General features: G+C 61.5%; 20 protein-coding genes. 12 read left to right on the top strand and 8 right to left on the bottom strand.

What is annotated here, in order from left to right; all coding sequences use genetic code 11:
* Positions 1-39: 39 nt before the first annotated feature.
* The gene (gene glmS / locus ETC27_RS09195) at positions 40-1,875 is read left to right on the top strand and encodes a glutamine--fructose-6-phosphate transaminase (isomerizing) (RefSeq protein ID WP_136254700.1); all 1,836 of its coding nucleotides are present in this window, start codon (positions 40-42) and stop codon (positions 1,873-1,875) included.
* A gap of 91 nt (positions 1,876-1,966) precedes the next feature.
* Here the strand turns inward: glmS and ETC27_RS09190 are convergent, their stop codons facing one another.
* The gene (locus ETC27_RS09190; protein WP_136254699.1) at positions 1,967-3,718 is read right to left on the bottom strand and encodes a PilZ domain-containing protein; all 1,752 of its coding nucleotides are present in this window, start codon (positions 3,716-3,718) and stop codon (positions 1,967-1,969) included.
* Positions 3,719-4,111: 393 nt separating this feature from the next.
* Positions 4,112-5,491, bottom strand: coding sequence for a 2-oxoadipate dioxygenase/decarboxylase HglS (gene hglS / locus ETC27_RS09185; RefSeq protein WP_136254698.1), 1,380 nt, complete (start codon positions 5,489-5,491; stop codon positions 4,112-4,114).
* Positions 5,492-5,821: 330 nt separating this feature from the next.
* On the opposite strand from hglS, the gene ETC27_RS09180 reads away from it, so the two are divergent.
* The 4 genes from ETC27_RS09180 to ETC27_RS09165 all read left to right on the top strand — a co-directional run bounded on the left by ETC27_RS09180 (position 5,822) and on the right by ETC27_RS09165 (position 10,437).
* Complete coding sequence (locus ETC27_RS09180) at positions 5,822-6,715, top strand: LysR substrate-binding domain-containing protein (protein WP_136254697.1); 894 nt, start codon at positions 5,822-5,824, stop codon at positions 6,713-6,715.
* A 106-nt stretch (positions 6,716-6,821) separates the two neighbouring features.
* On the top strand, positions 6,822-7,706 hold the full coding sequence (locus ETC27_RS09175) for a DUF72 domain-containing protein (protein ID WP_500690364.1): 885 nt from the start codon (positions 6,822-6,824) through the stop codon (positions 7,704-7,706).
* Positions 7,707-8,049: 343 nt separating this feature from the next.
* On the top strand, positions 8,050-9,390 hold the full coding sequence (locus tag ETC27_RS09170) for a sodium-dependent transporter (RefSeq protein ID WP_136254696.1): 1,341 nt from the start codon (positions 8,050-8,052) through the stop codon (positions 9,388-9,390).
* A 153-nt stretch (positions 9,391-9,543) separates the two neighbouring features.
* Entirely contained in the window at positions 9,544-10,437 is an 894-nt protein-coding gene (locus ETC27_RS09165; protein WP_136254695.1) for an NAD-dependent epimerase/dehydratase family protein, read from the top strand.
* 152 nt (positions 10,438-10,589) lie between these two features.
* Here ETC27_RS09165 and ETC27_RS09160 read toward each other — a convergent pair whose 3' ends face one another.
* The gene (locus ETC27_RS09160; RefSeq protein ID WP_136254694.1) at positions 10,590-10,796 is read right to left on the bottom strand and encodes a PA3496 family putative envelope integrity protein; all 207 of its coding nucleotides are present in this window, start codon (positions 10,794-10,796) and stop codon (positions 10,590-10,592) included.
* Positions 10,797-11,070: 274 nt separating this feature from the next.
* On the opposite strand from ETC27_RS09160, the gene hexR reads away from it, so the two are divergent.
* The 3 genes from hexR to ETC27_RS09145 all read left to right on the top strand — a co-directional run bounded on the left by hexR (position 11,071) and on the right by ETC27_RS09145 (position 15,558).
* The gene (gene hexR, locus ETC27_RS09155; RefSeq protein ID WP_136254693.1) at positions 11,071-11,958 is read left to right on the top strand and encodes a transcriptional regulator HexR; all 888 of its coding nucleotides are present in this window, start codon (positions 11,071-11,073) and stop codon (positions 11,956-11,958) included.
* A gap of 169 nt (positions 11,959-12,127) precedes the next feature.
* Positions 12,128-14,323, top strand: a complete 2,196-nt coding sequence (gene uvrD / locus ETC27_RS09150) for a DNA helicase II (RefSeq protein ID WP_136254692.1) — start codon at positions 12,128-12,130, stop codon at positions 14,321-14,323.
* Positions 14,324-14,457: 134 nt separating this feature from the next.
* On the top strand, positions 14,458-15,558 hold the full coding sequence (locus ETC27_RS09145; RefSeq protein ID WP_136254691.1) for a TRAP transporter substrate-binding protein: 1,101 nt from the start codon (positions 14,458-14,460) through the stop codon (positions 15,556-15,558).
* Here ETC27_RS09145 and ETC27_RS09140 read toward each other — a convergent pair whose 3' ends face one another.
* A complete protein-coding gene (locus tag ETC27_RS09140; protein ID WP_136254690.1) occupies positions 15,559-15,966 on the bottom strand; it encodes an acyl-CoA thioesterase in 408 nt (135 codons plus the stop codon). It lies immediately after the preceding gene.
* 298 nt (positions 15,967-16,264) lie between these two features.
* On the opposite strand from ETC27_RS09140, the gene phoU reads away from it, so the two are divergent.
* Together phoU and cysZ are read left to right on the top strand one after the other, a co-directional pair.
* On the top strand, positions 16,265-16,993 hold the full coding sequence (gene phoU, locus ETC27_RS09135) for a phosphate signaling complex protein PhoU (protein ID WP_136254689.1): 729 nt from the start codon (positions 16,265-16,267) through the stop codon (positions 16,991-16,993).
* 99 nt (positions 16,994-17,092) lie between these two features.
* Positions 17,093-17,839: a sulfate transporter CysZ gene (gene cysZ / locus ETC27_RS09130; protein WP_136254688.1), complete on the top strand. Its 747-nt coding sequence runs from the start codon at positions 17,093-17,095 to the stop codon at positions 17,837-17,839.
* A gap of 93 nt (positions 17,840-17,932) precedes the next feature.
* Here cysZ and phoR read toward each other — a convergent pair whose 3' ends face one another.
* The 4 genes from phoR to ETC27_RS09110 all read right to left on the bottom strand — a co-directional run bounded on the left by phoR (position 17,933) and on the right by ETC27_RS09110 (position 21,487).
* Positions 17,933-19,237 carry a phosphate regulon sensor histidine kinase PhoR gene (gene phoR / locus ETC27_RS09125; RefSeq protein ID WP_136254687.1) on the bottom strand — a complete coding sequence of 435 codons (1,305 nt, stop codon included), beginning with the start codon at positions 19,235-19,237 and terminating at the stop codon, positions 17,933-17,935.
* Between the two features lie 4 nt (positions 19,238-19,241).
* Positions 19,242-19,931: a phosphate regulon transcriptional regulator PhoB gene (gene phoB, locus ETC27_RS09120; protein ID WP_136254686.1), complete on the bottom strand. Its 690-nt coding sequence runs from the start codon at positions 19,929-19,931 to the stop codon at positions 19,242-19,244.
* Between the two features lie 114 nt (positions 19,932-20,045).
* Positions 20,046-20,930 (bottom strand): 4-hydroxybenzoate octaprenyltransferase, encoded by an 885-nt coding sequence (gene ubiA, locus ETC27_RS09115; RefSeq protein WP_136254685.1) that lies wholly within the window; start codon positions 20,928-20,930, stop codon positions 20,046-20,048.
* 29 nt (positions 20,931-20,959) lie between these two features.
* Complete coding sequence (locus ETC27_RS09110) at positions 20,960-21,487, bottom strand: chorismate--pyruvate lyase family protein (RefSeq protein WP_136254684.1); 528 nt, start codon at positions 21,485-21,487, stop codon at positions 20,960-20,962.
* A gap of 101 nt (positions 21,488-21,588) precedes the next feature.
* Here ETC27_RS09110 and ETC27_RS09105 point away from each other — a divergent pair, with 101 nt between their 5' ends.
* On the top strand, positions 21,589-22,749 hold the full coding sequence (locus tag ETC27_RS09105) for an FAD-dependent oxidoreductase (RefSeq protein ID WP_136254683.1): 1,161 nt from the start codon (positions 21,589-21,591) through the stop codon (positions 22,747-22,749).
* A gap of 151 nt (positions 22,750-22,900) precedes the next feature.
* Positions 22,901-23,176, top strand: coding sequence for an HU family DNA-binding protein (locus tag ETC27_RS09100; RefSeq protein WP_136254682.1), 276 nt, complete (start codon positions 22,901-22,903; stop codon positions 23,174-23,176).
* The last annotated feature ends 29 nt before the right edge of the window (positions 23,177-23,205 follow it).

Genomic DNA, 23,205 nt, shown 5'->3' with positions numbered 1-23,205 from the left:
TGACGATCCGGCCGTCGGCACGTACAGAAGGAGAACGGCATGTGTGGAATCGTCGCAGCGGTCGCCGAGCGCAACGTCCAGGGCATCTTGCTTGAAGGCTTGAAGCGCCTCGAGTATCGGGGATATGACTCTGCCGGGATGGCCGTGTTGACGGCAGATGGTCGGCTCGAACGCCAGCGCGCTGCCGGTAAGGTGGCGGCCCTCGAGGCCTGCCTGGAGGCATCGCCGCTCGCCGGCCGCGTGGGTATCGCCCACACGCGTTGGGCGACTCACGGCAAACCCAGTGAGCACAATGCTCACCCCCATCAGTCCGGTGACAACCTGGCGGTGGTGCATAACGGCATCATCGAGAACTTCGAGGCACTAAAGGCCGAACTCGAAGGACAGGGCTACGCCTTCACCTCGGAGACCGATACCGAAGTCATCGCCCATCTAGTCGAGCGCGAGTTTAGCCTTGGCCAGGATATGCTGGCGGCCGTGCAGCGGGTGCTGGCCGGCCTTGACGGCGCCTATGCACTGGGCGTGATCCACCGCGGAGAAACCGACAGCCTGATCGGTGCCCGCAAGGGCAGTCCGCTGGTGGTTGGCGTGGGTATCGAAGAGGCCTTCCTGGCCTCCGACCCGCTGGCATTGCTGCAGGTCACCGACCGCTTCATTTACCTGCAGGAGGGCGATGTGGTGCGCCTGCGCCGTGGCGGCAGTATCGAAATCTTCGATGCCGCGGGGGAAGTGGTGGAGCGGCCTATCCAGGTCTTCGAGCATGGTGACGGCGCGGCCAGCAAAGGCGAGTATCGTCATTTCATGCTCAAGGAGATCTACGAGCAGCCGCAGGTACTGGCGGCGACTCTTGAGGGCCGTCTAGGTGATCGCAGTGCGCTGATCGAAAGCTTTGGCATCGAGGCCGAGGCGTTACTGTCGAAGGCTAAGCAGGTGCATATCGTTGCCTGCGGTACCAGCTATCATGCAGGGCTGGTGGCACGCTACTGGCTTGAGCAGTATGCCGGCATCCCCACTCAGGTCGAGGTGGCCTCGGAATTCCGCTATCGCCGCGTGGTGGTGCCCAAGGACACGCTGTTCGTGACCCTCTCTCAGTCCGGCGAGACCGCCGATACGCTGGCAGCGCTGCGTTTCGCCAAGCATCTCGGCTATATGGGAAGTTTGGCGATCTGCAACGTGCCGGGCAGTTCTCTGGTGCGGGAGTCGGATCTGACGTTGATGACCCAGGCCGGTCCCGAAATCGGTGTGGCTTCGACCAAGGCCTTTACCACCCAGTTGGCCGCCCTGATGCTGCTGACGCTTGGACTTGGCAAGGTGCATGGTATGGACGAGGCTCGCCAGGAAGAGATCGTCCACGCCCTGCGTGGTCTGCCCTCACTCATGGGACATGTGCTGGAGTTGGACGGCGAGATCGAGACGTTGTCCACCGCCTTTGCCGACAAGCACCATGCGCTTTTCCTGGGTCGTGGAGCCCAATTCCCGATCGCGCTGGAAGGTGCGCTGAAGCTCAAGGAAATTTCCTATATTCACGCCGAAGCCTACCCGGCCGGGGAACTCAAGCACGGCCCGCTGGCGCTGGTCGATAGTGAGATGCCGGTGATCTCGGTGGCCCCCAATGACGCCCTGCTCGACAAGCTCAAATCGAACCTGCAGGAGGTTCGTGCTCGAGGCGGTGAGCTTTATGTGTTCGCCGACGAGAGCGTGGGCCTGGAGGAAGCTGACGGCCTGCATGTGCTTCGCCTGCCGCATGTTGACGAAGCCTTGGCCCCGATTCTCTATACCCTGCCATTGCAGCTGCTGTCCTACCATGTAGCGGTGCTCAAGGGCACCGACGTCGATCAGCCGCGCAACCTCGCTAAGTCGGTGACCGTCGAATAGCGGTGGCTTGAAGAAAATAGCCTTTCATCCTGAGCCAGCGTTCACTATGTCGATCATATCGGCTAGGAGCGCTGGCTTTCTCGTGCCGCCGTTACCCTTGGGTTTCCCACTGCAGACCGCCGGCTCTGGCTCCATAATCTGCGGGGTTGACGATGCCTTCCAGTTTGCCAATCTGCGAGAAGTCGCCCTTGGTGAGGATGCTGCTGATATTGGTATCGGAAAAGTGCAGGTTCTTAACAACGTGAACCTGATTGGGCATCCCCTTGCCGTCGATATCCATGACCCAGGCAAGGAAGCCGCTCGAGAACTTCGCCAGACTGCCGATCGGATATAGACCGTGTATCTGGATGTATTCCACTAGCACCGTCTTATCATAGGCCGTGTCTGCGTCATGGATACTGCGGTAGGCCTCAAGCGGCGAGTAAGGCGGCAGACCGTTGCGTGCGTGCATCATCTTGTTGATGGCCTTGATCACCGAAACCAATCGAATGAGCTCAGAGAGCGCGTCACCTCGCTTACTGGCCGGATAACCAGAGCCGTCCATATGCTCGTTGGCGTTGTCGATGACATCGCGGCAAGTCGGGCTTGGCTGCCAGCCAAGTTCACTCAGTTTCTCGTGAAGAGCCGCCACATGGCCAATGAGGATGGCTCTCTGTGCCGGGTTCATGCTCATCTTGAGTGATGGTAACTGTGCGCTGATCAGCAGCGGCTTACCCATCGTGTGCAGCAGTGTGCCGAGCACGGCTTCACGAACCTGTGGGTCGTGAGGGTTGCGCGTCATCAGCAAATCGGCCAATTGACCGGCCACCTGGATGGCATGTCGGACCCAGTCAGGCTCTTCTCGAAGAAGCGTCAGCGCATATAGGAAGGTCTTGCGATCTTTTTCCAGCAGATAGCGCAGCGTGTCGGCGCAGTCGTAGAAGATCTCGTCGGGGAAGCGGTTGCGCGACTTCATGTACATCAGACCCACTTGAAGCTGATGAGCAATATGCATCACTCCACGCTCCATGGGGGTTTGGCGGGCGTGTTTCTCGCGATTCTGGGCCTCTCTTTGCAGCAATGTCTTTTCCTTGGCACCCGGAATGAACAGAGGCGAATGATCGTTTTGCTTGTCATTGGAAGAGCCTGAACGGTAGGCAGCCTCTCGCTCAGCTTCTTGCACATACCTGAATAGTGCTTCCGTCTGAGCCATCGACAAGTTGATGAACTGAATACCGGCGACGGCATGGCCATGGTTACCGAAGGGACGAATATGACGAATATTGCCTTCGGCGAAGAAGCTTTCGCCATTGGGAAATTCAAGCGTTACCCCCGGGATTTCTTGGCCCACGTTAATCGCAATGCTGTCCGCGAGGTCGATATCGACCATGCAGCCACCAACGGAGAGGTTGCGTAGCCTGCCGGGTACGTTGAGCTCATGCAGATACACGTCGAGACTGACCCGGGCCTGCATGCCGAGAATGAAGGGGATACGTACTCTCCCCCGATTTTCCTTGGAGAAGATGGATTCTGGAAGCTGGCACTCCAGGCGATAAAGCGCACTGTCAGTCTTGAGCAGTTTGGCGGTGACCTGATTCAGGCTGTAGGTGTCGCGTTCGGCGCCTAGCGGTCCCTTTAGCCCCTCCAGGTCGAAGCTCAACCCTCCGGCGAGATAGTGCTCCAAATCTGATCCTGCATATTCCACTTCCAACACCAGACGACCAGTATTTCGATCTAGTTCTACTACGTCTGCTGTCAGGGCATAAGGCATGTCCGAGGAATACAGGGAGAGCTCATGCGTGTGTTGCAGCAGTGAGCGAATAATCGTCGCAGAAGGGTTTTGATTCGGGGCTAGAAGACTCATGAGGAATACCTGCTAAGGCAAGAATAGTGGTTGTCTATCTAGCTATATGTCATACATTTTTATTTTCATGTATGTTTTAGCAGGTGTTGACTTAGTATAAATCTAAGTCCTCAAGGTTAGATTGCAGCTCAAGGGCTAAGTCGCCTGTTAGCACTAAAATATTAGTTCTCGATCGCGCCGTTTTCCAGTGCTGCAATGACGGCCATTTTTCTCGGCAGCTGGTGGAGTATCGCCTTGTTATTGGCGAATGGATGGCTATCCGGCGGCTAGCTGTCAGGCGAAGGCATAGCGAACGCTTGACGACCACACAGTGATGGTAAGCCCCAGGAAGCGTTAGAAGCCTTCCTGGAGCTACATAGGGCGGTGAAGTGGCGTTCTTCTTTGCTCCCAGGTTCAATCATTAACCGCGATGGTATGACCCAGTGCCCTGAGCACCCTGGCCTTCGAGGCAGCTTCGCGCTCGGCGTAGAGGGCGAGCTCATTGGTGACGGCGGCGCCCAAGGCGGCTTCAAACGCTCCCTTGTTGGCGTGGCCGGTATAGGCATCGTTCTGCGTGCCGCCGAGGTTTGACTGGAAAATGCCCGCCGCACTGACTGGCAGGAAGTCCTCATAGGTAATCGGCCTAGCCGTGACCAGCCCCTGCGCAATCAGCGCTTCCAGATCCGTTTCATGGCCTGCATCGGCTGTTTGCCCGGCGCCGGTGAGGCGGTATTCGAAGAAGGCCAGTTCCTCGCGGCGCAGGGTCGCCTCATCATCCGGGAACTCGGCGAATACCTCGGCCAGCGCCTGCTGGTGGGCGTCGTTGGCGAGCCCTTGGGTCTTTTCCCGGGAGGCGGTAAGCAGGCGATCATAGAGCGTCCGGCCCTTGGCGGTCAGCGCCACGCCGCGCTGTTCGATCTCGCCGAAGCGGGCGGTGTGGGTGCCCTGACGCTCGCCCTTGAACTGAGTCGGTTCCTCGAGAGCCTTGAAGCTGGTCTGGCGCAGCAGGATCGGGCAGTTACGACGGGGCGGCCCCTCGATGACTTCCTTGGCGTTCATGCCGGCGGCCGGCATGCGCTTCTGGGCCTCGTCGATATTCAAGGTGCGCGGTGTCAGGTGGTTGATGTGTGGGCCACGGAAGCAGACCACATCGGCGATCAGCCGATGCTCGGCGTTCAGCGCCTCGTAGGTGGCGAGATCCACGGTGGCATTCCGGTGCCAGCGAAAGGTCTCCAGTGCCTCGGCGACGAAGCGATCGGCCTGTTCGTCGTTGAGCCCGCCCTGAGATTCGCCGAGTGCGATCAATTCCCGGGCGCCGGCGGTGAAGATGTCGCGCTCGGCAAGGATCGACGCGGCCCGCTCGCGAAGTGTGGGGTTCTCGATCAGCTCCAGGCGTAGCAGCGAGGTGAAGACCCGGAAGGGGTTGCGGGCGAGGGCGGCATCGTCGATGGGCCGGAAGGCGGTGGAATGCACCGGGACCCCGGCCTCGGAGAGATCGTAGTAGCCGACCGGGTGCATGCCCATCACTGCGAACAGACGGCGCAGCATGGCAAGCTCTTCTGAGGTGCCGACGCGAATGGCGCCGTGGCGTTCGACCCCGAGACGATTCAGCTCGTCATGGGCTGAGAGCCGCTCGGCGAGTTCGGTGTCACGCTCGAGCGTCTCGCGATTCACCTCTTCGACTAGCTCAAGCAGTGTCTCGTACTGGGGCACCTCGGCCTGATACATGGCCGACATTGCCTTCGAGAAACGGTCGCGAATCTCGTCGGAAGAAACGAAGGAAGTGTTCGACATGGCCGTGGCTCCTGAACGTTGTGGGCGGCCGGCAGTGCCGGGCTTGGCCAATATCACCGATGCCGGATCAAGCGGGCGTCGGCGGTTGCTATGAATGGTAAAAAGATGCCTTGATCAAACCAGCCGCCGCGCGAAACGGCAAACGAAAAAAAACGCGCTATCCATTCCAATTGTTCATGATAGATAGGATCAGGAATACGTCCTCCAGTAATAGAGCGCTTTTTGGCAGTTGCTTTACGGGAATAAGAGGGTGCTCATGCCTTGGCAGAATGACTAGTCTGGGCGCCACGATAGGCTAGAATGGCCATTTCGTTCAGGAGCTGTATCGCCATGACGGCTCGTCACCTGCCATCGACGACGACTCTGCAATGCTTCGAGGCGGCGGCTCGCCATATGAGCTTTACGCGTGCGGCCGAGGAATTGAGCCTGACCCAGAGTGCGGTCAGCAAACAGGTTGCACAGCTTGAAGACTACCTGCAGCACAAGCTGTTTCGTCGCGTGCGGCGTACGCTGGTGCTAACGCCCGAGGGCTCGCTGTACCTCACCGATGTGCGCAAGATACTGGCGCACATCGAAATGTCAGCGAATACCATCATGACCTACAGCGGTCATAGCGAGGTGCTTAGGGTAGCGACCCTGCCGACCTTCGGCACGTCCTGGCTGACAGCGCACCTGCCGGCTTTCTTCGAGTCGCATCCGGGTATCAGCCTGAACGTGACCGACCGGGTTCAGGCCTTCGATCTTGAGCAGGAAGACATCGATGTCGCCTTCTTTCATGGTCATGGCCACTGGCCCAACCTTGAGTGCCACAAGCTATTCGACGAGCAGGTAGTGGCAATAGGGGCGCCGAGCTATCTTTACCGATTGCGTTTGGATTCGGCCGCGGATCTGATCGAGGCACGCTTGCTGCATCTGTCCACTCGCCCCGACGCCTGGCACCGCTGGTTTGCCGAGCAGGGCATCACCACACACCGCAGCTATCATGGCACACGCTTCGAGACCTTTCAGATGCTGATAAGAACCGTGATGGCGGGGGGCGGGCTGGCGCTGGTGCCGCGTTTTCTCGTCGAAGACGAACTCGCCGCGGGGCATCTGTGCTGTGCCTGGCCGCATGTTCTAAAGGGGCCGGATGCCTATTATCTGGTCTATCCTGAACCACTTGGCGAACTCGCCAAGGTTCGCTACTTCGTATCACATATCCTGGACTGTGTTCGACACGCCTAGCTACCTGCGCTGCAGCGCAACGCATGGGGCTGGCCAAGGGCGGAGAAGGCCGGGATAATTCCGCTCACTATCATTGCCTCCTAGCGCCGACGAGAGACCTGAACCGGTGACCGACTCCTCTCTCCCCTCTCCTGATGGATGTCTGCACCTGGGGCTCGCCATGTGGGCCAACGAGGACTGGCGCGGCGGGCTCTATCCGCCCCACGGCAGCCAGGGCGAGCGCCTGCCGGACTATGCGCGGGTGTTCTCCACGGTGGAGGGTAACACCACCTTCTATAGCGGCACGCCGCGTGCGGATACTGTGGCTGCCTGGGCACGCCAGGCACCGGCGGGTTTCCGTTTCTGCTTCAAGCTGCCTGGGGCCTGGACCCATGAGCAGCGCCTGGTTGAGGTCGAGCCCCAGGTCGATGAGTTCCTCGATGCGCTGTCGCCGTTACACGGTCGTCTCGGGCCGGTGATGATTCAGTTACCCCGAGACTTCGGCCCTGATGAGTTGCCAAAGCTCGAGGCATTGCTCGCGCACTGGCCCAAGGCCATACCGGCTAGCGTCGAAGTCCGTCACCCCGAGTTTTTCCACAAAGGGGACGCCGAAGCGGCCCTCAACCGATTGTTAATAACTTATGGGGCAGATCGGGTGATGCTTGACGTACGCGCTCTTTTTGCTACGCCTGCTGGGGGTGATGTCCGTCTGGCTCAGGCGCAGAGTGAAAAGCCCAAACGCCCGCTACACGTGATCTCCACGGCCGAGCAACCGGTGATTCGCTTCATTGGCCATTTCGATGACGATATCAATCATGCGCGTTTTTCGCCCTGGATAGACAGGCTATGCCTGTGGATAAAACAGGGGAAAACCCCTTTCCTCTTTGTGCACACCCCTGACAACCGACAGGCACCGGTCTTGGCGAGAGCCTTCCATGAACGCCTGGCAGCGCGACTTTTGTTGCCACCTTTGGCGGCGTTTTCCGGTGAGCGACAAGTGCGTCTTTTCTAGCGATCTGCCTTTACGTCTCGGTCATTCGCGAGAGGCAATCCGTTCTGGCTATCACGATCATGATCGGATAGTTTTGTGGCCCTCATGCCGTTCACCATTCGATATTGTGGGGGTTTCGTGTAAAACCCGCACGTATCTTCGCAATATCACGGCATGTTGGCCGCCTCTTGTGTCCTCGATCAGGGAAGAAGGCGCGGCGGCTAGCGGCGGAGATCCTGCCCGGATCTTGTCATGCCCTTGATTGGCATCGTGTGATCCATGATGCCGCGGACGTGGCAATAACAAGCACAAGCCGGCATCGCATCCGACCGATCGATGTCGACACGCAATCTCAAGGTGAAACATGTCCAAACTATCCCACGTACATTGGTCATCAAAGCTGACCTTCATTCTCGCGGCCACCGGCTCCGCGGTCGGCCTTGGTAATATCTGGAAATTCCCCTACATGGTGGGCGAAAGCGGTGGTGCTGCTTTCGTGCTGGTGTACCTGCTATGTATTGCCCTGATCGGGCTGCCCATTCTGGTCGCCGAGTGGCTGGTCGGCCGTCGCGGTCAGGAAAATCCGATCAACTCGATGGCTGAACTGGCCAGGAGCTCAGGGCGCAGCAAAGGCTGGGTAATGGTCGGGATCAGCGGCGTGTTAGGCGCTTTCCTGATCCTGTCCTTCTATAGCGTGATAGGCGGCTGGTCGCTGTCCTACACCTTGAGTTCAGTGACCGGCGCCTTCACCGGTCAGGACGCTGACGCCATCGGTGGCCTCTTCAACGGCATGCTGGGCAGCCCGGGACAACTGCTGCTGTGGCACTCGGTCTTCATGCTGTTGGTCATCGGCATCGTCGCCCGCGGCGTGACCAAGGGGCTCGAGGGCGCGGTACGCACCCTGATGCCGGCGCTCGGCGTGCTGCTGGTGGTGCTGGTGGGCTACGGCATGACCACCGGCCACTTCGGTGAGGCGGTCAGCTACCTGTTCAACCCCGACTGGTCAAAGCTCACCGGAGAAGTCGTGTTGGCAGCACTCGGCCATGCCTTCTTCACCCTATCGCTGGGCATGGGCATCATGATGGCCTATGGCTCCTACCTGGGCCAGGAGGTCAATCTGCTCAAGACGGCTCGCACCGTGGTGATCATGGACACCGTCATCGCCCTGGGCGCTGGCCTCGCGATCTTCCCGATCGTCTTCGCCAATGGCCTGGATCTGAATTCGGGCCCGGGGCTGATCTTCGTCACCCTGCCGCTCGCTTTCGGCAATATGACCGGCGGTATGCTGCTGGGCCTGGCGTTCTTCCTGTTGCTGACCTTCGCCGCCCTGACCTCGGCAATCTCGTTGCTGGAGCCGGTAGTGGAGTTCGTCGAGGAACGCACGCCGCTGTCGCGGGTAGGTGCAACGGTAGTGGCCGGCATCGCCACCTGGGCGCTGGGTATCGCCGCGCTGCTGTCGTTCAACGTCTGGGGTGAGGTGCTGTTCTTTGGCCTGAACGTCTTCGACTTGCTCGACAAGCTGACCAGCAAGTTCCTGCTGCCGCTGACCGGCCTCGGTGTCATCCTGTTCGTGGCCTGGAGGCTCGACAAGGAAGGCGTTCGCCGGGAACTGGGGCTGGAGGGCTTCAGCGCCAGCCTGTGGAACGTGGTCACGCGCTATGTAGCGCCGCTCGGTGTGCTGGTGGTCTTCGTCAGCAGTCTTTAAGGTGATGAATCTCGACGATGTTCGCGGGTAACGCTCGCGACCTCGTCGAGATGATGACGAGAGGGGATAGCGGATACAGCAGGTATGACCGCCCAGGGGAAGCCGTAAACCGTTGTCGGCCGTCTTGTTCGTTAGGTTAATCGAGGAGTGTTCATGCGTCTTCTTTTCACTGGCGGTAGTGGCAAGGCTGGCCGTCATGCCACGGCTTATCTGCGTGATCAGGGCCATAGAGTGACCAACCTGGACGGGGTCGCGTCCGATGTACCCGGTATCACTACCCTGAAGGTCGACCTTACCGATGCTGGCCAGGTATTTAATGCCTGCCAGGCCTACGCCGGTATCGATGAGCTGGAACCAGGCATCGGTGTGCCGCGCTATGATGCGATTGTCCATTTCGCGGCCATACCGGCCATCCTGCATCGGCCGGATAACGAGACCTACCGCATCAATACCCTGAGCACCTACAACATCCTGGATGCGGCCACCCGGCTGGGCATTCCCAAGGTCATCTTCGCGTCCAGCGAAACGACCTATGGCATCTGTTTTGCCGATGGTGAAAAGACGCCCGACTACCTGCCCATCGATGAAGACCACCCCACCGTGCCTCAGGACAGCTACGCCATGAGCAAGGTGGTTAACGAGGTCACGGCGCGTTCTTTCCATGAACGTTCGGGCATCGACATCTATGGGCTGCGTATCAACAACGTCATAGAGCCGCACGAGTACCGCCAGCATTTTCCTGCCTATCTGGAGAACCCCGCACTGCGTCGGCGCAACATCTTTGCCTACATCGATGCGCGTGATCTGGGGCAGATGGTCAATTGCTGTTTGAAAACGGATGGCCTGGGCTACGAGGTGTTCAACGTTGCCAACGATGATCTCTCGGTGGGGCTGACCAACGCTCAGGTGCGTGAACGCTTCTATGAAGACGTGCCAGTCAGGCGCGAGATGGGCGAATTCGAGACCTTCTACAGCATCGCAAAGGCCCGCCGCCTGGTCGGTTTTGCCCCAGCGTATTCCTGGCGTGATGAGCTGTCAGATAGGTGAGGTGATGCGGCACCTGGATGCTATCAGGCGAAGAGTGAGGGTCATGGCGGCCGGGACCGGCATCGACTGCCGGTCCTTTCGTCTCCTCTAGCCATCCTGCGAGCCCCGGTATTGCCGGGGCTCGTGGCGTCGGGGGAGGGCGTGCCGAAGCGCTACTGGATCAGATCGTCGTCGGTATCCAACTCAGCAAGATCCTGCTCCAATTGCTTGAATTCGTTGTGCAACTCGATACCTCGACGGGCACGCAGGTTGCGGACGGCAGCGGATTTTTGACGCTGCTGATGCTCGGCGACTTCCATGCTCATGAAAATATCGAGGAGTTCGCTTTTGACGGAGGACACCTGTTCGACATTACGCATGATCGACTCTCCTGACGGGCGATGACTGTGCCGGCCGCCCTTGAGTGCTGCCTTACGACCGGCACCTCCTTGTTTACTATAACCCACTTGACAGAATGATGACGTTCAACGCTAAAGCGACGCGCAGGCAGGCGTGACATTCTCCCCCCAGGCTGGGGCATACTATGATCGGTGCTTTACTGGCGTAATCGCCGAAAATCACTGATATATCCACAGCGGGTTATGTCGCTTACTTTATCCACATCCCCGAATGTCCTCTGCCAAGGAGCTTTCCGTGAGCCGTGCCCTGTTCGATGAATTGAGAAATCGCATGGAGCACTTTCGCCGCTCCGAGCAGAAGGTGGCGCGCTTCGTGCTGCGCAATCCAGAAGAAGTCATCCACATGCGCATCGTCGACCTGGCGACCGAGGCCAAGGTCAGCGAGCCGACGGTAGTGCGCTTCTGCCGGGCACTGGGCTGCAACGGCTTCCAGGATTTCAAGCTCAAGCTGGCGCAGATGCTGGCCTCGGGCAGCCAGTTCGCCCAGTTCTCGATGAATGATAGCGATACCGTCGCCGAGTTTTCCCACAGTATCTTCGACTCCACTGTCGGCACCCTCTTGTCGGTACGCGACCGGCTGGATAACGAGGGGCTGAATCAGGCGATCAATGCCCTTGCCATGGCCAACCGCGTCGAGTTCTACGGCTTCGGTGCCTCCGGCGCGGTGGCCGCGGATGCCCAGCACAAGTTCTTCCGCCTGCAGATCTCCACCGCGGCCTATACCGACCCGCATATGCAGAATATGTCCGCGGCGACCCTCAACAAGGGCGATGTGGTGGTGGCGATCTCTCAGACCGGGCGCACCCGGGCTCTGGTCGCAAGCGTCAGGCGCGCCCGTGAGGCGGGCGCCACCGTGATCGGCCTGTGTCCCAGCCATTCACCGCTGGCTGATGAGGTCAGCCTGCCGCTTTATATCGATGTCCAGGAAGATACCGAGATCTATACCCCGATGAGCTCGCGCATCGCCCATCTGGTGCTGATCGACGTCTTGGCGGTCGGTGTGGCCAAGACCCGCGGACCCAAGCTTGCCGAGAAGCTAAAGGCCGTAAAGAAGAGCCTCAATCCGTTGCGTTTCCCCGACGATCACCCCGACCAGGACACGGACGATGGGTTGACGCCCTAGCGCTGGGTGGCGCATTCGATCAGTTTCGTGAATAGGGCCCTTGAGGTCGTGCCAGGAGCCGGACCGAGGATGTCGCCTGGTGACGGCTTGGCGGTGCCGGCACCGAGTCCGTCGATGGCCCTGTCTATGCTAGACTAGCCGTCCATTTTTCGACCCGAAGTGCCCCGCTATGGATGACGTCACGGCGATTCTTGATCACCTCAACGCGGCCCAGCGCGAGGCCGTCAGCGCGCCCCAGGGCAACATGCTGGTGCTGGCGGGCGCTGGCTCCGGCAAGACCCGGGTGCTGGTGCATCGCATCGCCTGGCTGATGCGTACCGAGGGCCTGTCGCCCTATGCCATCCTCGCCGTGACCTTCACCAACAAGGCCGCGCGCGAGATGCGCACGCGCCTCGAGGCGTTGCTTGGGCAGTCGCTGCGCAATGTCTGGGTCGGCACCTTCCACTCCATCGCTCATCGCCTGCTGCGCACCCACTGGCAGGACGCGCGGCTGCCGCAACACTTCCAGATCCTCGATAGCGACGATCAGCTGCGCCTGGTCAAGCGTCTGCTCAAGGATCACAACATCGACGATGAGCGCTTTCCGCCGCGTCAGGTGCAGTACTTCATTTCTGGCTGTAAGGAAGAGGGCCTGCGCCCGCATCAGGTGCAGACCCACGGCGATGCCTATCTCGGCCAGATGGTCGATCTCTATGAGCGCTATCAGCTGACCTGCGAGCGCGGCGGCCTGGTCGATTTCGGCGAGCTGTTGCTGCGAAGCCTCGAGCTCTTGCGCGACAACCCGGCGCTGCTCGCCCACTACCGGGAGCGCTTCGCTCATGTGCTGGTCGACGAGTTCCAGGATACCAATACCCTGCAGTACGCCTGGTTGAAGCTGCTGACCGGCGAGCAGGCCGGCATCACCGTGGTCGGCGACGATGATCAGTCGATCTATGGCTGGCGCGGTGCCCGGGTCGAGAACATCCGTCGCTTCGAAGAGGAGTTCACGGACACCAAGACGGTGCGTCTGGAACAGAACTATCGCTCGACCAGCGCCATCCTCGAGGCCGCCAACGCCCTGATCAGCCAGAACACCGGCCGCATGGGCAAGGAATTGTGGACCGACGGCGAGCGCGGCGCACCGATCTCGCTCTATGCAGGCTTTAACGACCTGGATGAGGCCCGCTATATCGTCGACACCATCGCCTCTCAGGTGAAGGAAGGTTTCGCGCGTCGCGAGATCGCCATTCTCTATCGCTCCAACGCCCAGTCGCGGGTGCTCGAGGAGACCCTGATCCGCCAGGGCATGCCGTACCGTATCTACGGCGGCCAGCGCTTCTATGAGCGGCTGGAGATCAAAAACGCCCTGGCCTATCTGCGCCTGCTACTGAACCGCGAGGACGACGCCTCGCTTGAGCGAGTGATCAACGTCCCGGCTCGGGGCATCGGCACCCGCACCGTGGAGATCCTCCGCGAGCGGGCGCGGATCACCGATGTCTCCCTGTGGCAGGCACTGCATGACTGTCTCGCTGACGCCACCCTCAAGGGCCGTGCCGGCAACGCGGTGCGCACCTTCGCGGAGTTGATCGAGCGCTTCGACAACGATACCGCCGGCATGGCGCTTCACGAGATCATCACCCATGTCACTCAAGCGTCAGGGCTGGTCGAGCATCACCGCAGCGAGAAGGGCGAGAAGGGCCAGGCCCGGGTCGAGAACCTCGACGAGCTGGTCAACGCCGCCCGCGCCTTCACTCAGGGTGAAGCCCTGAACGGCCAGGAGGTCGGCGAGGGTGCCGCCGCCATGGAGCCCTTTCTCGCCGAGGCGGCGCTCAATGCCGGCGATCACGAGGCCGACGACTTCGAAGACTGCGTGCAGCTGATGACCCTGCACTCGGCCAAGGGCCTGGAGTTCCCGGTGGTGTTCATCGCCGGTGTCGAGGAGGGCCTGTTTCCGCACAAGATGTCGATGGAGGAGCCCGGTCGCCTCGAGGAGGAGCGCCGGCTGTGCTACGTGGGGCTGACGCGAGCGATGCAGAAGCTCTACCTGACTCACGCCGAGCTGCGTCGCCTGCATGGCAAGGAGACTTTCCAGCGGCCCTCACGCTTCCTGCGCGAGATTCCGGCAGAGTATCTCGAAGAGGTACGCCTGCGCGGCCAGATCTCGCGTCCGGTCACCGCCGGCCACGCCCCGGCCCAGACCTCGGTCAACGGCGGTGACGACCTGCCTTCGCTGTCGCTTGGGCAGCGGGTCAGCCATCCGGTGTTCGGCGAAGGGGTGATCCTCAACGCCGAGGGCACAGGCGAGCGGGCCCGAGTGCAGGTCAGCTTCGAGGGGGAAGGCGATAAGTGGCTGGTGCTGGGCTTCGCCAAGCTCACGCCGCTTTAACGACAGCGCGTTAGGGAGGCCGCCTAGCGTTAGATAGAGTGGCGGACTTGCCCGCCAAATCAAGCCTCAAGCATACTTTGGGTCGGACACAAGCACGACGATACCGATAATCCGCCAACCGGAGCCGACCCTTCATGTCACGCCCCCTTCACCGCCGTCATTTCCTCACCGCCCTGGGCGCCGGCGCCGCTGGCATTGCCGCGGCGCCCTTCGTTTCCACCGCCCGTGCCCAAGAAACCATTACCTGGAAGATGGTCACCTCATGGCCGAAGAATTTTCCTGCCTTGGGGACCGGTGCCAACGACTTTGCCAAACGCATCGAGCAGTTGTCCGGCGGGCGCATGCGGGTGGAGGTCTATGGCGCCGGCGAGCTGGTCCCGGCGCTGGAAGTCTTCGATGCGGTCTCGTCGGGCACCGCCCAGATGGGGCATTCGGCGTCCTACTACTGGCGTGGCAAGGTGCCGGCGGCGCAGATGTTCACCGCCGTGCCCTTCGGCATGACCACACAAGAGACCAATGCCTGGTTGTATCAGGGCGATGGGCAGGCGCTCTGGGATGCGCTTTACGCCAAGCACAACCTCAAGCCCTTCGCGGTGGGTAACACCGGCACCCAGATGGCGGGCTGGTTCAAGCGCGAGATCAACTCGCTCGAGGACATGCAGGGGCTGAAACTGCGTCTGCCGGGGCTCGCCGGTGAGGCCATGAACGGCATCGGCGTGACCACGCTCAACATGCCGGGCAGCGAGATCTTTACCTCGATGCAGACCGGGGTGCTGGACGCTTCTGACTGGGTGGGGCCTTACAACGACCTGGCCTTCGGCCTGCATCAGGTCGCCGATTACTACTACACCTCGGCCTGGAACGAGCCCAGCGCGATCCTTGAAGGCACCGTCAACCTGGATGCCTGGCAGGCGCTGCCGGATGATCTCAAGGTCGTGGTCGAGGAAGCGGCGCGCTCCGCTAACCTGGCGATGATCAACGAGTTCACGCTGCGCAATGCCGAGGCCCTGAAGACGCTGGTCGAAGAACATGGGGTCAAGCTGCGTCAGTTCCCCGACGAGGTGATCCAGGCGCTCTACGACTCCTCGCAGGAAGTGTTGGCGAAACAGACCGAAGCCGACGAAGACTCCCGCAAGATCCTGGAGTCTTATCGCGACTTCCAGTCGCTGGTACGACCGTTCAGTGATGTCGGCGAGTTTGCCTATCTGAAGACGCGGGAGTTAGTCAGCGGCTGATCAGTGGCCGTCGGGTACGACGCGGATGCGGCCGTTATCGTCCATCGCGACCATCACGAAGCGCGCTTCGGTGACCTTCTGGAGCTCATCGGGGTTGCGCTCGTGAGGGGTGCGGATCCAGACCTCGACATCTATCTTGATTGAGCTGCGGCCGACTTCGCGCAGTTCGGTGAAGATGTTGACCGTCGAGCCCTCGCGCACCGGACACAGGAAATCCATGGCTTCGATGGCCACCGTGGCGGTGCGCCCGTGAGCGATGCGACCCGCCGCCATCTCGGCGGCCTGGTCCATGTGGCCGACCAGCCAGCCGCCGGGGATGTCGCCATAGAGGTTGGTATCTTGGCGCGTGGCGAGCAGTTTCAGCGTTAGTTGCCCCTGAGGCGTGGGAACGTCATCGAGATCGGTCATGGCGGCGTTTCCAGTGGGCTCGTTGTTGTCGAAGGTGTAGTACTATAAAGCCAAGAGGTGGTCCACGCGGGGCGCGGTTAACGCTCTCATCATAACCGTCGGCCCTGGACCTCACCACCCGCGGAATAAGGTGTCTGCCGTCATCGGATTGCAACCTGCTTGCTGCACCATCCCAAGGCACGCTTTGGCCCTGACGTATTCGCCAGTGGCAGGGCACACAGCACCACCGCGGTTCGCGCGGACCCAAGCATATGAAACCGGGCGCAGGGTATGTTGCGCGCCCTAGAGGAGTGTCTTCATGGATATCACCAGCGATACCCACAGCCAGCATATTTCCCGCCAGTTCAATAATGAGCTGGAGGATCTTAAGAATCACTTAATGGCCATGGGTGGTCTGGTCGAGAAGCAGGTTCAGGACGCCGTCAACGCCCTGCTCGAAGGCGACTCGGCCCTGGCTCAGAAGGTCAACGAGCAGGATCGTACCGTCAACGACATGCAGATCAAGATCGATGAGGAGTGCACGCGAGTGCTGGCGCATCGCCAGCCGGCGGCCTCCGACCTGCGCTTGGTACTGGCGGTGACGCGTGCGGTATCCGATCTCGAGCGGATTGGCGACGAAGCCACCAAGATCGCGCGCAACGCCATGTCGCTCAGTGAATCCGGTAATGGCAAGAAAGGATTCGTTGAGGTGCGCCATATCAGCGAGCGAGTGCGTCATATGGTGCGCGATTCGCTGACCAGTTTCGCGCGCTTCGATGTCGAGCTAGCCCTCAAGGTGGTTCACGAGGACGAAGCCGTCGATAGCGAATACACCAGCGCCATGCGCTCACTGATGACCTTCATGATGGAAGATCCTCGCTCCATCACCTCGGTGTTGAGCGTGATGTGGGTGCTGCGTGCCCTGGAGCGTATCGGTGACCATGCCAACAACCTGGCCGAGTACGTCATTTATCTGGTCAAGGGGCTGGATATCCGCCATGTCAATCCGGACGATCTGGACGAAGAGGCGCTCAAGACGCCCCGCTGAGAAAGGCCGCCCAGGCGGTATCAGACCATCGCATCGCCGCCGCTTCGTGCGGCGGTGTCATTTGTGTTGAGAAACATTCAGAAGAGGAGTCGCGAGAGGATGCTCAACGCCCTGACGGCGCTGACCCGAGGCACCCGGCTAGTATTCAGTCCGGGCCTGAGACGCTATGTGTTCCTGCCGATGCTGGTCAATCTGGTGGTCTATGTCGCCGGGCTTTGGTTCGTGCTTGGCCATTTCGGCGGCTGGCTGGATGGCTGGATGGCGATGGTCCCCAGCTGGCTTGGCTGGCTCGAATGGCTGATATGGCCGCTCTTCGTGGTGACGCTGGTGCTGGTGGTGTTCTTCAGTTTCACCCTGGTCACACACCTGATCGCCGCTCCTTTCTATGGCTTTCTGGCGGCCAAGGTCGAGGCGCACGAGACAGGTCGGCCTCCGCAGGACGAGCGCGGTCTCTTGCGGACGGGTATCGATGCGCTGGGCCGCGAGCTGGTCAAGCTCGGCTATATCCTGCCGCGCATGGCGCTGTTGTTCGTGCTGGGCTGGGTGCCGGTAGTGAATCTCCTGGCGCCGCCGCTGTGGCTGGCGTTCTCGGCCTGGGTGATGGCCATCACCTATCTGGACTACCCGATGGACAACAACGCCGTCAGCTTCGCCGACATGCGCCGTCGGCTACGCCGGCGCTGGTGGCCGACCCTGACCTATGGGGGCTGGGTCACGCTACTGACCTGGATTCCGTTGGCCAACCTCTTCCTGCTGCCCGGCGCGGTGGCAGGCTCGGTATTGATGTGGGACCGCCACTATCGCGAGCTGGGCGCGCCAGGTGAGGCCGTCGCGACCCGCCGCTGAGTCTCCATTAGCCTGCCTACCCCTAGGTGTTTAGTCACTAAGTGTAATGGCCCTTTCCGGCGCACCTAGGTCACGCCGATCGGCGTGTCGGTGTCATGTCGAAAGCGCTTCATTCTTGATCAAGCGCTTGCTTGGAAAGACGCAGCGAAACACCGCCCCTTTCTCGGGGTAAGACGAGATCTCCAGGCGAGCATCGTGGCGCAGTAGCACATGCTTGACGATGGCAAGTCCCAGGCCGGTGCCGCCGGTGGCCGTGCTACGGCCCTTGTCGACCCGGTAGAAGCGCTCGGTGAGACGCGGAATATGTACCGGGTCGATGCCCTCACCATCGTCCTCGATTTCAAGGGCCGCACCGGCAGGATGGTCGCGCCAACGCAGCACGATATGACAGCCCTCGCCGCTGTAGCGTACGGCATTGAAGGCCAGGTTGGAGATGGCGCTGCGCAGCTCCTTGGGGTCACCGCGCAGCGACTGAGCGGATTCGATCTCCACGCGCACCTGGTGACGGCCAGCGGACAGTGACTCGGTGTCGCGCAGGATGTCATCAAGCATTGGCGCAAGCGATACCGACTCGTCGTGCGCGCTTGGCTGGTCGATCTCCAGGCGCGAGAGCATCAGCAGGTCATCGACCAGATTCTGCATGCGAGTGGTCTGATCCTGCATCTGGCCAAGGCTTCTGGCCAAGCGGGGCGGCATCAGCTCGGCATGGTCGGCATAGGTCTCCAGGTAGCCGTTGAGTACCGTCAGCGGCGTGCGCAGTTCGTGGGAGACGTTGGCCACGAAGTCGCGACGCATCTGCTCCAGGCGGTGCAGGCGGGTGATATCACGCACCATCAGCAGGCGTTCGTCATCACCATAGAGCGTCAGCTGACATTGCAACATCCGACGATCATCGATCGGCGAGGTCAGCGTCAGCGGCTCCCGGTAATCCCGTTTGTCGAAGTACTCAACGAACAGCGGGGCCCGGATCAGGTTGGTGATGTGTTGGCCACGGTCTTGTCGGGTTCTCAGACCCAGCATGGATTCGGCGGCGCTATTCCACCATTCGAGATCGCCGCGGCGATCCAGCATCACCACACTGTCGCTCATCGCCTCCGAGGAGTCCTTGATGCGCTGGATGGTGTTGCGCAGGCGCTGTTGGGTCTTGGCCTGAGCCTTCTGATGATTATGCAGGCGGTCGAATATATCGCCCCAGATACCGCTGGCCTCGGGCGGCTCGCTCTGTCGCGACTGGGCGAGCCAACGATGCAGGGCGTTAAGCTGTCGAAGATGGAACGCCAGATAGATCCCCAGGCCTGCTGCCAGGCCCACGCCGGGGGCGCCGAAAACCAGGCCCGCGAGGCTCAGAACGCCGGCCAGCCAGCTCAGGCGCCAGAGTTCCAGTGACCAGAGTTGCATTGGCTCAGCCCTTGGCAGAGAAGCGATAGCCCGTGCCGCGCACGGTCTGGATCAGGTGCTGGTGCGCCTCGCCAAGCGCCTTGCGCAGGCGCCGAATGTGCACATCGACGGTGCGTTCCTCGACGTACACATTGCCGCCCCACACCTGATCGAGCAGTTGGCTGCGAGTGTAGGCGCGTTCCTGATGCGTCATGAAGAATTGCAGCAGGCGGTATTCGGTGGGGCCAATCTCCAGCGGATCGCCGTGGGTGCTGACCCGGTGGCTGGTCGGATCGAGCATCAGCCCCTCGACCTCGACCGCCTGCTCGACGCCCTGGGGGGTCGAGCGGCGCAGCACGGCCTTGAGGCGTGCCACCAGTTCACGCGGCGAGAAGGGCTTGGTGATGTAGTCATCCGCCCCAGCCTCGAGTCCCTGGATCTTGTTGTCTTCCTCACCCTTGGCGGTGAGCAGGATGATCGGCAGGTCAGAGGTAGTTTCGTCACGCTTCAGACGCCGGGCCAACTCGATGCCGCTGGTGCCGGGCATCATCCAGTCAAGCACCAGCAGGTCGGGCTTATGATCGACGACCATCGCATGGGCGGCCTGGGCGCTGTCGGCCTCAAGGACCTGATAGTCGGCCATTTCTAGGGCAATGGCGATCATCTCACGGATAGACGCTTCGTCATCGACAATCAGAACGGTCTTGGTGCTCATCTGGCTGGCCTCAAAGGAACAATGACAAGATGATGACGATTCCACCACGCTAACATGACATTGCCATGACAGAGCGCCCGGCATGACAAGCCACATCTGCGCTGTGCCAGTGCGTCAGTGCGACGGCCACAGCGACAACGCCAGGCCAGCAAACATCACCAGACCCGCCCAGTGGTTGTTGAGAAAGGCCTTGAAGCAGCGGTCGCGCTCACGGCCACGAATCAAGGTGAACTGATAGGCGAAGATGGCCGCCATGGCGCCAAGCCCCAGCCAGAAGAAGCCACCCAACGCCAGCCTCGCACCGACCAGGCCCAACAGCGCGAGTGTCGCCAGCTGCAGCAGCACGATCATCAGGATGTCGGCACGGCCGAAGAGCACGGCCGTCGACTTGATGCCGATCTCAAGGTCGTCATCCCGGTCGACCATGGCGTATTCGGTGTCGTAGGCCACCGTCCAGCACAGGTTGGCCGCAAACAGCAGCCAGGCCTCCATGGGCACCTCACCGGTCACCGCCGAGAAGGCCATGGGAATGGCCATCGAGAAGGCGGCCCCCAGCACGACCTGAGGCAGGTGCGTATAGCGCTTCATGAAGGGATAGACCGCGGCCAGGGCCACCGCCGCCACCGACAGCAGCACGGTCAGGCCATTGGTCAAGCACACCAGCACGAAGGAGACGGCGACCAGAAGCGCGAACAGTGTCTTGGCCTCGCGCTCAGCAATGCGTCCGGTGGCCAGTGGGCGCGTCTTGGTGCGTTTGACGTAACCATCCAGGTGACGGTCGGCGAAATCATTGACCACACAGCCCGCGGCGCGCATCAGGTAGACCCCGGCGACGAAGATCAGCAGCAGGGGGCGCGAAGGCAACCCCTCGGCGGCGAGCCACAGTGCCCACAGGGTCGGCCACATCAGCAGCCAGGTGCCGATCGGGCGATCTAGGCGCATCAGCGCCAGGAAGTCGGGCAGGCGGGCCAGGCCGCGGGGACGGGTTGCGTGATCCATCAAAGCCTCCAGAGCGAGAGGGTCTTATCCTAGCGCGGCGGCAAGCCCAGGTCATCGGCCATGGTGTCGAGGAAGAATTCCTGTACCAGTATCGTGAAGCGACCGTGGCGAAATACCGAGCGCCGGCCCCAGGGGCCCCGGCCTTCATGAAAGCCGGGTGCGGCACGGCAGACGTCAATGGGGCCGCGTTCGAGATTCGGCTGGCGGAACAGCCAGTGGCCAAGCGAGCGTTCGCCGAGTCGGTCCAGGCGCTGGCCGGGTAGACTCGCAAGCGGCACCACCGAGCGGGCCACTACCCAGGGGCGCTCATCGATACACAGCGCCACCTCACGTAGCCAGGCAAGCTGTCGGGGCCTGAGCCCCAATGCCTGCGCTTCATCATGTGTGGGGTAGCCGATGCGCTGGTCAAGCAGCTGCACACGAAAGGGACGGCCATCGGCGGCACCGATCAGTCGCGTTGTCAGCGAGTCGCGGCTGGCGATCCAGCGCCACCAGCCGGGGCTCATGGCCGGCCTGGCCACGGCAGCAGGCTGCCAACGGCGCCATCTAGTACTCATAGGGGGAGATGTCGGGTGATCGCGCACCGGGCGCCTCCAGGCCAATATCGGGGCGCATAGTGTATCATGCAGCGTCCACGTTATTGCTTGTCGGGAGCGCCATGACTGCACCCTTGACCATTCTCGGTACCGGTATGGCCGGCATTCAGCTGGCTCGTCAGGTGCGTGCCCGAGATGCCGCGCGGCCGATCACGCTGATCACCGCCGACAGCGGCGACGACTATTCCAAGCCGATGCTGTCCACCGGCTTCGCCAAGGGGTTGCCGCCGTCGCGGCTGGCCAGCCGCGACGCGCTGTCGCTTGCCGAGAGCCTCGAGGCCGTCGTGCGCACTCATACGCGGGTCACGGCGATCGACCCCACCGCGCGCCGTCTAGCGCTAGGAACCGAGACGCTGCCCTATAGCGAGCTGGTGCTGGCCACCGGAGCGGCGCCGGTCGCGCCCTTTACAATCCCGCCAGGCCTCGACAAGCGCGTCTTTTCGATCAATGACCTCGACGACTACCGCGCTTTTCATGCTGCCCTCGAGCGGCTCGCCCGTCCGGCGCGGGTGGCGATCATCGGTAGCGGCCTGGTGGGCTGTGAGTACGCCAATGATCTGGTCGCCGGCGGCCATGGCGTGACCTTGATCGCCCCGGAGCCCACGCCGCTCTCGCGACTGTTGCCCGACACGCTGGGCAATGCCTTGAGCGATGCGTTTCATGAGGCCGGCATCGCGCTCGAGACCGGCCACACGCTGGCGGCGCTTGGTGACGCCGGCGATCAGGTGATGCTGACCCTCGACGATGACCGGACGCTCGAGGCCGATCTGGTGCTGGTGGCGACGGGCCTGGTACCGCGCACGGGCCTCGCCGAGGCCGCCGGCTTGGCCGTAGGCAGCGGGGGTGTGCATACCGACCGCTATCTGGCCACCTCGGCACCCGGCATCCATGCGTTGGGTGATGTGGCCTGCGTCGATGGCGTCAATGCCATGTACGTGCAGCCCCTGCAGGTCGGTGCCAAGGCGCTGGCGGCGACCCTCACCGGCACCCCGACGCCGGTCACCTACGGCCCCTGGCCGATCCTGGTCAAGACGCCATTGCTGCCGGTGGTCGCGCTGCCGCCTGACCAGACCCCCGCTCGTTGGCGTATCGAAGGCGAGGGGCGCGACTGGAGTGCCCTGGCGGAGGATGAAAACGGACGTATGATTGGATTTGCGTTGACAGGCGCCTGCGTGCGTCGGAAAGTCGAACTGGCACGAGCCGCCCCTGCATTGCTAATCTAAGGTCGTTGTTGTTGCCGTGGCGATTTATGTCACCTCGGCATCTTGGCCAGCCAACGGCTTGGGCTCGACTATTTCCGACTCCATCAGGAGCCGGCCTCATATTGTCAGAGGCGGCAGATGCTGCCTTGAACCGCACTACCAGGAGGGATACATGCGCAAACCAGAACTCGCCTCGGCGATCGCCGATCGTGCCGACCTATCCAAGGACAAGGCCAGCCAGGTGCTTAACGTGATTCTCGACGAGATCACCGGCAGTGTCGCCAAAGGGCAGGATGTGTCCTTGATCGGCTTTGGCTCCTTCACCGTTCGCGAGCGTGCCGCCCGCACCGGCAAGAACCCACAGACCGGTCAGCCGCTGACCATCCCCGCCAGCAAGACCGTGGCCTTCAAGCCCGGTAAAGCGCTGAAAGACGCCGTCACCAAGTAACAGCGTGACCGCGAATGGCGCGTGATCAA

It is taken from the genome of Onishia niordana (assembly GCF_004798965.1).
GTDB classification, from domain to species: Bacteria; Pseudomonadota; Gammaproteobacteria; order Pseudomonadales; family Halomonadaceae; genus Onishia; species Onishia niordana.
This window is presented reverse-complemented; position numbering and strand designations above follow the sequence as displayed.

What these genes read in the sequence shown, in the direction of transcription:
- ETC27_RS09160 (WP_136254694.1), bottom strand. Translation starts at nt 10,796, where the DNA reads ATGCGTAATGTCGAACAGGTGTCCTCCGTCAAAAGCGAACTCCTCGAT.
- ETC27_RS09110 (WP_136254684.1), bottom strand. Translation starts at nt 21,487, where the DNA reads ATGAGTACTAGATGGCGCCGTTGGCAGCCTGCTGCCGTGGCCAGGCCG.
- glmS (WP_136254700.1), top strand. Translation starts at nt 40, where the DNA reads ATGTGTGGAATCGTCGCAGCGGTCGCCGAGCGCAACGTCCAGGGCATC.
- ETC27_RS09105 (WP_136254683.1), top strand. Translation starts at nt 21,589, where the DNA reads ATGACTGCACCCTTGACCATTCTCGGTACCGGTATGGCCGGCATTCAG.
- ETC27_RS09165 (WP_136254695.1), top strand. Translation starts at nt 9,544, where the DNA reads ATGCGTCTTCTTTTCACTGGCGGTAGTGGCAAGGCTGGCCGTCATGCC.
- ETC27_RS09100 (WP_136254682.1), top strand. Translation starts at nt 22,901, where the DNA reads ATGCGCAAACCAGAACTCGCCTCGGCGATCGCCGATCGTGCCGACCTA.
- uvrD (WP_136254692.1), top strand. Translation starts at nt 12,128, where the DNA reads ATGGATGACGTCACGGCGATTCTTGATCACCTCAACGCGGCCCAGCGC.
- ETC27_RS09170 (WP_136254696.1), top strand. Translation starts at nt 8,050, where the DNA reads ATGTCCAAACTATCCCACGTACATTGGTCATCAAAGCTGACCTTCATT.
- hglS (WP_136254698.1), bottom strand. Translation starts at nt 5,491, where the DNA reads ATGTCGAACACTTCCTTCGTTTCTTCCGACGAGATTCGCGACCGTTTC.
- ETC27_RS09145 (WP_136254691.1), top strand. Translation starts at nt 14,458, where the DNA reads ATGTCACGCCCCCTTCACCGCCGTCATTTCCTCACCGCCCTGGGCGCC.
- ubiA (WP_136254685.1), bottom strand. Translation starts at nt 20,930, where the DNA reads ATGGATCACGCAACCCGTCCCCGCGGCCTGGCCCGCCTGCCCGACTTC.
- ETC27_RS09180 (WP_136254697.1), top strand. Translation starts at nt 5,822, where the DNA reads ATGACGGCTCGTCACCTGCCATCGACGACGACTCTGCAATGCTTCGAG.
- ETC27_RS09140 (WP_136254690.1), bottom strand. Translation starts at nt 15,966, where the DNA reads ATGACCGATCTCGATGACGTTCCCACGCCTCAGGGGCAACTAACGCTG.
- phoU (WP_136254689.1), top strand. Translation starts at nt 16,265, where the DNA reads ATGGATATCACCAGCGATACCCACAGCCAGCATATTTCCCGCCAGTTC.
- cysZ (WP_136254688.1), top strand. Translation starts at nt 17,093, where the DNA reads ATGCTCAACGCCCTGACGGCGCTGACCCGAGGCACCCGGCTAGTATTC.
- phoR (WP_136254687.1), bottom strand. Translation starts at nt 19,237, where the DNA reads ATGCAACTCTGGTCACTGGAACTCTGGCGCCTGAGCTGGCTGGCCGGC.
- phoB (WP_136254686.1), bottom strand. Translation starts at nt 19,931, where the DNA reads ATGAGCACCAAGACCGTTCTGATTGTCGATGACGAAGCGTCTATCCGT.
- ETC27_RS09190 (WP_136254699.1), bottom strand. Translation starts at nt 3,718, where the DNA reads ATGAGTCTTCTAGCCCCGAATCAAAACCCTTCTGCGACGATTATTCGC.